Genomic DNA, 9,906 nt, shown 5'->3' with positions numbered 1-9,906 from the left:
TTGTTTTCATTTACTAAAATTAAAAAGGATTGCAGAATGTTGGGAACCCTAAAGGGTTTCCCAACACTCTGAAAAACATCGCCACTTTGGTGGCGATGTTTTTTTGATTAAGAATGTTTGCGCAGTAAAGCTCTAGTTGGCTGAACAGCAACTGTTTTGAAATGAGAAAATAAATAACATCCTGTCACGACGACAATTGTACCTAAAATTTGTATCCATGTTAATTCTTCTCCTAGGAAAAGGAATGCTAAAATAGCTGTGAAAATCGGATTGAAGTTTAGAAAAATTCCCGATGTTGTAGCTCCTAATTTTTGTACACCAATGTTCCAAAATACCATACAAAGTACTGTTGAAATGATTCCTGTATATAAAAGCGATGTAATGAATGATGTATTTATATTTGAAACAGTGAAGTTCCCGATGTTAAATGGCAATAATAAAATAATGCCGAAAATACCAGAATATAACGTCGCCATTAGCGGTGTAGTTGTTTTTGTTGCCCATTTACTGCACACAGAATATATCCCCCAAATACAAACTGCCGCAATCATCCATAAATCTCCGCTATTAAAATGTAGTGAAAATAAAAGTGAGAAATCACCTTTTAATAGAACGAGGATAACCCCGAAGAATGAAAGGGTCATGGATAATATTTGAAGTGTATTTACTTTTTCTTTTAGAAATAATACCGAAAATAGTGCAATTGAAATTGCATTCAATGTAGAGATGAGACCCACATTCGTTGCGGATGTTTTTTCTAATGCTAAAAATTGAAAGATGTTAAAGAGAGCGACTCCTGAACCCCCCATCAGTATTAAAGGTAGTATCGCAGCGCGCGGTGGCAGGATTTTCTTTTCTTTAAACCATACCATAGGTAATAAACAAACGATCGCAATGATCCATCTTAAACTCGTCAGTGTCATCGGCGAGGCATGATCGACGAGAGATTTCCCAACGACAAAATTCCCTCCCCATAATAAGCTCGTTAATAATAGTAAAAAGACATAAAAATAAGGCATATTAAAATCCCCTTTGTTATAATCAATACGAATTGTAAATAATTTTAGCATTTTTCTTTATTGTGTAATATATTCTTTTGTGTAATGGTTAAAAATCAATAAAATATTTCGTTTCGTTTGTATCTTAAAGAATAATATTCAGTTTCATTTGAATTAAGGGATGTTTTTTCGAATAATCATCGGTAAGAAAAAAGGGGGAATTATAATGGAGTCATCTGTTATTAAAGTGTTAGATGATTTGGATGTACAAATTTTAGATATATTGCAGAAAGAATCACAAGTAAGTAATGCAGAACTTGCACGCCGTGTTAATTTATCTCCAGCTGCGATGCATGCAAGAATAAAAAGGTTAGATGGAGAAGGTTTTATTGATAAGCAAGTAGCAATTTTAAATCAAGAAAAGCTCGGTTTTGATTTACTATGCTTCATTTTTATGAGCACAAATATTCATCAGTATGAAAAGCTTGAAGTGCTAGAACGAGAATTAGAATCGATGCCTGAAGTGTTAGAATGTCATTGTTTAACAGGGGAATATGATTATTTATTAAAAGTTGCAAATCGTGATCGTAAAGAACTGGAGCAGTTTATTAGAAAGTTGAACAAGCTTGGTATTACACGGATACAGACAAGTTTAGCACTGCGTGAAATTAAATATTCGACGGTATTGCCGATACGAAATGAGGAACCGAGCATCGATTAGATTGCTTGGTTTTTTGTTTGTATAAAGTGATTGACGAGGAGAAAAGAGAGATGTATTATTATATAAAATTATGTATTAAAATTCATTAAAGTTTATAAATATTAATATTGGGGGCAAGGGGATATAATATGAAAATCTGTAATGCGGTTACGAGTGATGTGAAAGAAATTTATAGTCTCATTGAAGTTTATGCAAAAGAGGGGGTTGTTTTACCGCGTTCTCTTTTGTCTCTCTATCAATATTTGCAATGTTTATATGTTATGAAAGAAGGAGAGGAAGTCGTTGGAGTTGCTGGCTTACATGTGTTAGGAGAGGATCTTGCAGAAGTACGATCTTTAGTAGTTTCGCATACATATGCAGGGAAAGGGATAGGGCGTATGTTAGTGAATCATGTTATGAATGAGGCGGCAAAGATAAAAGTGAACAGGGTAATTTCTTTAACATATGAAACGGAATTTTTTCAAAAGTGCGGGTTTGATTTTGTGAATAAGGAAGTGTTGCCAGAGAAAGTGTGGATTGATTGCAGGCATTGTCCAAAAGTTGATTATTGCGATGAAGTGGCGATGATTAGGTATGTTGGGTGAAATGTTTAGAGAGAAAAAAGCCCACTATTATTTAAGAAATAGTGGGTATCTATATTTTAGGCAGAAATGAGATGTTGTTAAGAATTTGAATTTGTTTTTCTTACTGCAAAATTAAAAATGGGATTTTTAAGCTCATAGTTATAAGTAGAACCATCGACAAGCCCTATAACTTTATCGCTATCATAAAGGTCGAGCATAAATTGTGCCATTTGTTTTGCAGTGTGGAATTTTGGTACAACATTATCGTATTGGAATTCATCAACATCAAATGATCGTTTCGCGAACTCTGTTTCAGTTGCACCAGGAGCTAAAACTTTTGCTTGTAATTTTGCACCTTGTTCTTTCAGTTCGTGAGATAATCCTTCTGTAAATGCACTTACATAGAATTTCGTAGCGCAATACGTAACAGCATTAGCGACAATCGTATATCCACCGCCTGATGAAACGTTAATAAGCTGTGTTCCATCAATCATTGAATAATCTCGAACGAAAAGGGAAGAGAGTATTGTTAGTGCTTCTATATTTACATGCAACATCGTTTCTATTTTATTTAAATTTTGTTCAGCAATTGAGGCAAAATTACCAAAACCTGCGTTGTTAATCCACGTTTCAATCTGGAAACTTTGGAGACTTTCATAAAGTTTATAAACATTTTCCGTGACGGATAAATCAGTTCTTCGAATGACAACATCTAACTCCGGATACATTTCGTTAATTTTCAATTTTAATCCATCTAATTCTTCTTTTCTTCGAGCTACAAGTATTATATTTTTTCCACGAGATGCAAAGGCTAAAGCCGATTCATAGCCAATTCCAGAACTAGCACCAGTAATAACAGTATATTTCATATAAAATCCCCCTAAGTTCAAATTCATTTATGGTTAGATTGTATTTGTTAGAGTATACTCTAAGTCAAATGTTTTTTATAAATTTGATAAGAACGCAAAATATATGAGAGCAAATGGCATGTGGAGGGAGTATGAGTATGTACACAATTAGTGAGGTAGCTACATTATTAGGAGTGAGCACACATACATTACGTTATTATGAAAAAGAGAACATACTAATTGCAAATCGCGATACAAATGGAAATCGACTGTATGAAGAATCACATATAAAGTGGTTGCAGTTTGTAATGAAGTTAAAACAAACGCAAATGCCAATAGCGAAAATAAGAGAATACGCTAGATTATATTTAGAAGGGGAGCATACAACTGAAGCTCGTTTACAGCTCCTAGAAGATCACAGGAAATCTATTCAGATTCAAAGAGAAAACTTAGAAGTTACAGAGAAGATGCTTGAAAATAAAATCATTGCATACAAAGACTCGTTGAAAAATACATAGATTAAAAAATACGCTGTTTCCTGTTACGTGATGAAAAATGGATGTGATCTATGAGTATTTCATCATAGTGTGCGGACAAATAAAAAGAGCAGCTAGCAAAAGCTAACTGCTCCATTCAAGGGATCTCTCCAAGGGGGAGTGGAGAAAGTATCGTATTATCAACATTATTGACGGAATATTGATTTTATTAAACTAGATTAAAAATTTGAAAGACTATTGTGTTAACTAAAATTATAACAGTATTAAAAAGTTCATGTATACGCTCAAAGTTTTGACTACTATGAAATCCATACTTTTTATCTTTTTGATATTTGGAACGAATGAATTACTTGGAAAAATGGATGATTAATTATAACGATTATGTAATTATAATTACATTAAAAACTCATATGTTTCTAATTTATAAAAAATATTACAATTACATTACAAAAACTGTTGACTATATTTAATTAACGTAATACAATTCTGTTTGTGGAAATAAAAACTAAAAATATTCATTAATTGGGGGATTTGGAAAATGAAGAAAGTTATTTTGCCGATTTTAATGTCTTCAATGTTTATCATACCAGCAGTGTCTCATGCAGAAGAAAATGTAGTTTCTCAAAAGAAAGCGGATACAATTGAGCAAGTTCAAGAAAAACGTGGTTGGTTTCAAGGGACGGGATACTGGTTGTACTATAATGAAGATGGTTCTTTGGCTATAGGTTGGAAAAATATTAATGGAAAATGGTATCACTTTGATGAAACAGGCATGATGGCTACATATATGAAAAATATTCAAGGAAAAACATATTATTTTAATGAAGATGGTTCAATGCAAATAGGATGGAAGAAAGTTCGAGTTTGGCATTATTTTAACGAAGATGGCTCTATGGCTAAAGATTGGAAAAAAATCAATGGTTCATGGTATCACTTTGACAAAGATGGTTACATGTCTGATGGCCGTAGGACTATAGGAGGAAAAACATACACTTTTAATGCAGATGGAACTATGGTTACAGGTTGGCAAGAGATTAAAAGTGGGCCTTATACAGGGAAATGGTTTTACTATAATGCAGATGGCGCTATGGCAACAGGTTGGGCACAAGTGAAAGGGAAATGGTATTATTTTGATGCATCTGGTGTCATGCAAACAGGTTGGTTAAAAAATAATAACGTATGGTATTACTTAAATACAGATGGATCAATGAAAAGCACAGAAAATAACTGGAACGAGGGCTGGTTAGAAGAAAACGGAAAGCGTTATGTTTTTGATGACACTGGTGCTATGCGAAAAGGGAAACTAGCTGAAGGCGGTACGGTTTGGTACTTTAATGAAGATGGTTCAATGCTAACAGGATGGAAACAGCTAGAAGAAGGATGGTATTACTTTAATGATCAATCTGGTGCAAGTGAACAAGGTTGGTTTAGCAATAAAGGGAAATGGTATTACTTTGAAGATGGCCCAATGAAAACAGGTTGGTTACAAGAAAATAAAAATTGGTATTATTTACAGTCTAGCGGTGACATGGCAGTCGGAAAACATTTAATTAATGGAAAATGGTATACGTTCAAACATAACGGTATTATGATGTAACAAAAGGTTTTTAAATAGAAATGTATTTTAAGAGATTTCCATAATGAAAAGGACACCTGTGAGGGTGTCTTTTTTTACGCTAGCCCCCTATTAATAAAGAAAGAATAACATTTTTAACAATAATGAGTACCGATTTTTATTAAGTTGATTGATGGAGGAAGAGACATTGTTGCCATCAAGTTAAGCAATTTACGGTTTCTAAAAATGTAAAGTATTACAAGTAGTTAAATTGTTTATGGAATGTTGGTATTGACATTTTATAAATTATTCGTGTAAAATAATTTATGAATGACATTCAGTCATTTGTTATGAAAGGGTGTAGATAAGTAATTTTTAATAACTGAACAAATATAAGGATAAATGAGGCTGATATTGTTTTTTAAAATAGTAGTTTGCGTGAGATTATATTTTTTAAATTAAAAATGACTGACGGTCAGTCATATAATAATAGAAGGTGAGAGATATGAAAAATAAAGCTTGGTTATATGTGATATTAACATGTATCTTTGAAATATTTTGGGTGTTCGGTTTTAATACAGCCCATACTTGGTGGCATTGGGTTGTTATTGTAGGAGTTATTGCTGTTGATTTTCATTTTCTTTCTAAAGCGTGCGAACATCTTGCAACAGGGACTGTATATGCTGTGTTTGCCGGAGCTGGTACGGTAGGTACTTTCCTAATGGATGTATTCCTTTTCGGCGGCAGTTTCAGTGTAGGGAAACTATTCTTTATCGTGATGGTCGTAGCGGGTGTTATCGGTTTAAAACTGGCTGATAATAAAGAAGAAACCGCGGAAGAAATTGTGAAAGGAGCTGCTTAAAAATGGGTTGGATTTTCGTATTTTGTGCCGCAATTAGCGAAATAGTCGGTGTGATAGGTCTTAAAATGTATAGTAAAGATAAGACGTTAGCAAATGGAGCGATTTATATAGGTGGATTTGCAACTTCCTTCGCATTCTTATACACTTCTTTCTTGTTTTTACAAGTAAGTGTGGCTTATGCGGTTTGGATTGGTATTGGAACAGCAGGCGCAGTTTTATTAAATATGTTTCTGTTTGGTGAATCGAAAAGTAAGGCACGTTTGATTAGCGTAGCTCTTATCGTATGTGGAGTTACAGGATTAAAGGCCCTTTCATAAGAAAAGGATAGTAAAGCTAAATCTCCTAACGATCTGTTGGGAGATTTTTATTATGAAAGTACATGATGATTGACAGTACAGCTAGTTATTTTATAAAATGAGTGACAGTCATTCAATATGTGTTTGAAAGGGTTTAGATGATGAATAAAAAAGAAAAAATTGTCTATGCAGCTATTGAAGTGTTTCAGGAAAAGGGCGTTGAAAAAACGAAGATTTCTGATATCGTGAAATTGGCTGGCATTGCACAAGGAACTTTCTATTTATATTTTCCTTCTAAGCTATCTGTTATGCCTGCAATAGCAGAAGTGATGGTTGAGAAGATGATACTTGCAGTGAAAGAAAAAGTACAGAACGATGCATCTTTTTCAAGTAAAGTTGAGCAAGTAATAGATGCAGTATTTAACTTTATAGCTGAATATCGTGAAATACAAGCATTAATGTATGCGGGTCTTGCATCTACTGAACATATAAAAGAATGGGAAGCTGTATATGAGCCTCTTTATATGTGGCTAAGCGAATTTTTAAGCGAGGCAAAAGAAGCTGGTGAAATTCGTGATTCGGTTCACGCAGAGCGAACAGCCAAGTTATTTATCGCTCTTGTTGAATCAGCAGCGGAACAAGTTTATTTATACGATCATAAAGATGATGAGCAAGTGGAGCTTCAAAAGGCAGAAGTACTAGATTTTTTAATACATGCACTACATATAAAGAAATAAAGGGAAACTTTAATTGGTAGGGCATTCCCTGCTGATTATTAGCCCGCATTAATGGGGACAAAACAGTTAGGTGAACCTATCTTAAGAAGGTAGGTTCATTTCTACGAAAAACTGAATGATAGTCATTCACCCTGTATTTATGTATGTGTGGAAGGATAAAGTGAAACTTTAATGAGTGGGGGTATCTCCACTCATTATTAGCCCACAAATAGCGGGATAAAGAAAAAGTTTCTTGGGCATTATTTTTGAGAGGAACTTATGGGAAGAGGTGTTAAAAAGTGAAGAAACCGATAAAAGAACAAAAGATGGTATTGGTCATTCTTTTAAGCAATATATTTATCGCTTTTTTAGGGATTGGGTTAATCATTCCGGTTATGCCGTCCTTTATGAATGATATGAATTTAACAGGTAAAACGATGGGCTATCTCGTTGCAGTGTTTGCAATGGCTCAGCTCATAACTTCACCAATTACAGGTCGTTGGGTCGATCTTTACGGTAGGAAGAAAATGATAATCATTGGATTATTTATTTTTGGTGTTTCAGAGCTGCTTTTTGGATTAGGAAAAGATGTGTGGATGCTTTATGTAGCGAGGGTGTTAGGCGGAATTAGTGCTGCGTTTATTATGCCGGGAGTTACAGCATATGTAGCGGATATTACATCGATTCAGGAACGACCAAAGGCGATGGGTTATCTTTCAGCAGCTATTAGCACTGGATTTATTATAGGGCCTGGAATCGGCGGGTTTATTGCAGAATACGGAATACGTGTGCCGTTCTTTGTGGCAGCAGTGATTGCCTTTATAGCATGTGTGATTTCGATCTTTATTTTAAAAGAACCGTTAACGAAAGAAGAGCTTGCAGAAATTTCTTCTAATACGAAAGAATCAAGCTTTATTGGAGATTTAAAGAAATCATTAAACCCAATGTATGCAATTGCATTTATTATCGTATTTGTACTCGCATTTGGATTATCAGCATATGAAACTGTGTTTAGTCTGTATTCTGATCATAAATTTGGTTTCACGCCGAAAGATATTGCTGCAATTATTACAATTAGTTCAATCTTTGGGGTAGTTGTGCAAGTATTTATGTTTGGAAAATTAGTTGACATGTTTGGTGAAAAAGTGTTAATTCAAATATGTTTAATTGTAGGTGCAGTGTTAGCGTTTGTATCCACTGTAGTCTTTAATTATTGGATTGTACTTCTCGTTACTTGCTTCATTTTCTTAGCATTTGATTTACTTCGTCCGGCTTTAACGACGTTTTTATCAAAAGCAGCTGGAAAAGAGCAAGGATTTGTTGCTGGTATGAACTCAACGTATACGAGTTTAGGAAATATTGCAGGACCTGCTATGGGCGGAATATTATTTGATATGAATATTCATTATCCATATGCATTTTCAGGAGTTGTTTTAATCGTTGGTCTCGGCATTACATTTATGTGGAGAGAGAAACAGCTAGCTGAAAGTTTTGCGAAGTAATGTAGTGAATAATGAAAAGCCTCTTACTATTTGTATGGTAAGAGGCTTTTCGTTTATAAACTTAATCCAAACCGCTTTAATTCAATAAAAATCCCCTCTAATTGCTTTCCTTTATCCGTTAAAGTGTACTCTACGCGGGGCGGAACTTCTGGATATACTTTTCGCGTTATAATCCCTTGTGCTTCCAATTCTTTTAGGCGAAGCGATAATGTTTTTGGGCTAATGCCGTCCATTGATTTTTGTAAATCACTAAAACGTAAAGTTCCTTCAATAAGAAGGTCACGAATGATTAAAAACGTCCATTTTGTACTGATTACGTCAAGCGTTTTAGCGATAGGACAAGGTATGCCAGGTAAACCTTTCGTTAATACAACTGAATCTATATTGTTCATGGAACTAGCCTCCATAAAAAATTTTTGAATGAATTTGCTTTATAGTATCACAAAACTATACTTTTGGTAACTATATGAAAAAAATATCACTACTTCCATAAAGGAAGTTAGTGCATATACAATAGCAATATGAAATAAAAAGTGTTTAGATGAAGAGGAGGTGATTTCCATGAGTATGAAAAAATTGTTTATGTTCCTTAGTTTGTTTGTTGTTTGTATTGTACTTGTAGCATGCGGCGTGGAAGAAAAAACTGAAATTCAGTTATTAAAAGAAATGCCAAAGCCAAAAGCAATGACAATTGATTCTTCATTAAGTAAAAAGGAAGCGACAGAAATGGTTCATGCAGCGCAGCGTTTTTACGCATTTTGGGATACAGGTAAAGAGAATCTTATTCCGCAGACTGTTACGGAAAATTTCTTTGATAATACATTACCGAAAGGGCGACCACAAGGCACTGAAGGACTAAAATTTGCGGCGCAAAATTTTCGTAAAGTCGTTCCTAATATACATTGCGAGATTGAAGATTTATTAGTTGTTGGGGATAAAGTAACAGCTCGTCTTTCTTTTACAGGAACGCATAATGATAAAAAAATCAATTTTTTTGCAATTGATATTTTGCATGTGAAAGACGGAATGATAACGGAAGATTGGCATTTAGAAGATAATCTTACGCTAAAGCAGCAACTGGGCTTAATAGCTGAAGAGTAGATCATATAGGGGAGAGAAAAGCGATGAAAAATATTTTTATAATAAATGGACATGAGAAATACGGTACGAAAGAAGGACGATTAAATAGAACGTTAGTTGATTATATGGTAACGGTATTAAGCGAGAATCATCATGTGAAAACAACAACGATTCAAGATGGCTATAGTATTAAAGAAGAGCAAGAGAAGTTTTTATGGGCGGATGTTGTGATTTATCAAACACCAATTTATTGGTTTAGTGTACCTGG

The 9,906-nt window shown here is 34.2% G+C and carries 13 protein-coding genes; 10 read left to right on the top strand and 3 right to left on the bottom strand.

Features of this window, described 5'->3' with window-relative positions; genetic code table 11:
- Positions 1-107: 107 nt before the first annotated feature.
- A complete protein-coding gene (locus tag JDS92_RS28365; RefSeq protein WP_199632920.1) occupies positions 108-1,019 on the bottom strand; it encodes a DMT family transporter in 912 nt (303 codons plus the stop codon).
- A 205-nt stretch (positions 1,020-1,224) separates the two neighbouring features.
- On the opposite strand from JDS92_RS28365, the gene JDS92_RS28360 reads away from it, so the two are divergent.
- Positions 1,225-1,719, top strand: a complete 495-nt coding sequence (locus JDS92_RS28360) for an Lrp/AsnC family transcriptional regulator (RefSeq protein ID WP_000446110.1) — start codon at positions 1,225-1,227, stop codon at positions 1,717-1,719.
- 128 nt (positions 1,720-1,847) lie between these two features.
- Positions 1,848-2,303, top strand: a complete 456-nt coding sequence (locus JDS92_RS28355) for an N-acetyltransferase (protein ID WP_000686679.1) — start codon at positions 1,848-1,850, stop codon at positions 2,301-2,303.
- Positions 2,304-2,380: 77 nt separating this feature from the next.
- Here the strand turns inward: JDS92_RS28355 and JDS92_RS28350 are convergent, their stop codons facing one another.
- Positions 2,381-3,151 (bottom strand): SDR family NAD(P)-dependent oxidoreductase, encoded by a 771-nt coding sequence (locus JDS92_RS28350; protein WP_070172767.1) that lies wholly within the window; start codon positions 3,149-3,151, stop codon positions 2,381-2,383.
- Between the two features lie 137 nt (positions 3,152-3,288).
- On the opposite strand from JDS92_RS28350, the gene JDS92_RS28345 reads away from it, so the two are divergent.
- The 6 genes from JDS92_RS28345 to JDS92_RS28320 all read left to right on the top strand — a co-directional run bounded on the left by JDS92_RS28345 (position 3,289) and on the right by JDS92_RS28320 (position 8,558).
- Entirely contained in the window at positions 3,289-3,648 is a 360-nt protein-coding gene (locus tag JDS92_RS28345; RefSeq protein ID WP_000288079.1) for a MerR family transcriptional regulator, read from the top strand.
- 517 nt (positions 3,649-4,165) lie between these two features.
- Entirely contained in the window at positions 4,166-5,224 is a 1,059-nt protein-coding gene (locus tag JDS92_RS28340) for a glucan-binding protein (RefSeq protein ID WP_000755815.1), read from the top strand.
- Positions 5,225-5,687: 463 nt separating this feature from the next.
- Positions 5,688-6,044 carry a DMT family transporter gene (locus JDS92_RS28335; RefSeq protein WP_000790623.1) on the top strand — a complete coding sequence of 119 codons (357 nt, stop codon included), beginning with the start codon at positions 5,688-5,690 and terminating at the stop codon, positions 6,042-6,044.
- A 2-nt stretch (positions 6,045-6,046) separates the two neighbouring features.
- Positions 6,047-6,361, top strand: coding sequence for a DMT family transporter (locus tag JDS92_RS28330; protein ID WP_000539702.1), 315 nt, complete (start codon positions 6,047-6,049; stop codon positions 6,359-6,361).
- Positions 6,362-6,498: 137 nt separating this feature from the next.
- Complete coding sequence (locus JDS92_RS28325) at positions 6,499-7,077, top strand: TetR/AcrR family transcriptional regulator (RefSeq protein WP_002038002.1); 579 nt, start codon at positions 6,499-6,501, stop codon at positions 7,075-7,077.
- 278 nt (positions 7,078-7,355) lie between these two features.
- Positions 7,356-8,558 (top strand): MFS transporter, encoded by a 1,203-nt coding sequence (locus tag JDS92_RS28320; RefSeq protein ID WP_199632919.1) that lies wholly within the window; start codon positions 7,356-7,358, stop codon positions 8,556-8,558.
- A 53-nt stretch (positions 8,559-8,611) separates the two neighbouring features.
- Here JDS92_RS28320 and JDS92_RS28315 read toward each other — a convergent pair whose 3' ends face one another.
- On the bottom strand, positions 8,612-8,950 hold the full coding sequence (locus tag JDS92_RS28315) for a winged helix-turn-helix transcriptional regulator (RefSeq protein WP_001059478.1): 339 nt from the start codon (positions 8,948-8,950) through the stop codon (positions 8,612-8,614).
- Positions 8,951-9,119: 169 nt separating this feature from the next.
- Here JDS92_RS28315 and JDS92_RS28310 point away from each other — a divergent pair, with 169 nt between their 5' ends.
- Together JDS92_RS28310 and JDS92_RS28305 are read left to right on the top strand one after the other, a co-directional pair.
- Positions 9,120-9,659 (top strand): ester cyclase, encoded by a 540-nt coding sequence (locus JDS92_RS28310; RefSeq protein WP_016107890.1) that lies wholly within the window; start codon positions 9,120-9,122, stop codon positions 9,657-9,659.
- A gap of 23 nt (positions 9,660-9,682) precedes the next feature.
- On the top strand, positions 9,683-9,906 hold a 224-nt coding region (locus JDS92_RS28305; RefSeq protein ID WP_199632918.1), incomplete at its 3' end, for an NAD(P)H-dependent oxidoreductase.

The organism is Bacillus cereus group sp. N12 (genome assembly GCF_016483575.1).
GTDB classification, from domain to species: domain Bacteria; phylum Bacillota; class Bacilli; order Bacillales; family Bacillaceae_G; genus Bacillus_A; species Bacillus_A toyonensis.
This window is presented reverse-complemented; position numbering and strand designations above follow the sequence as displayed.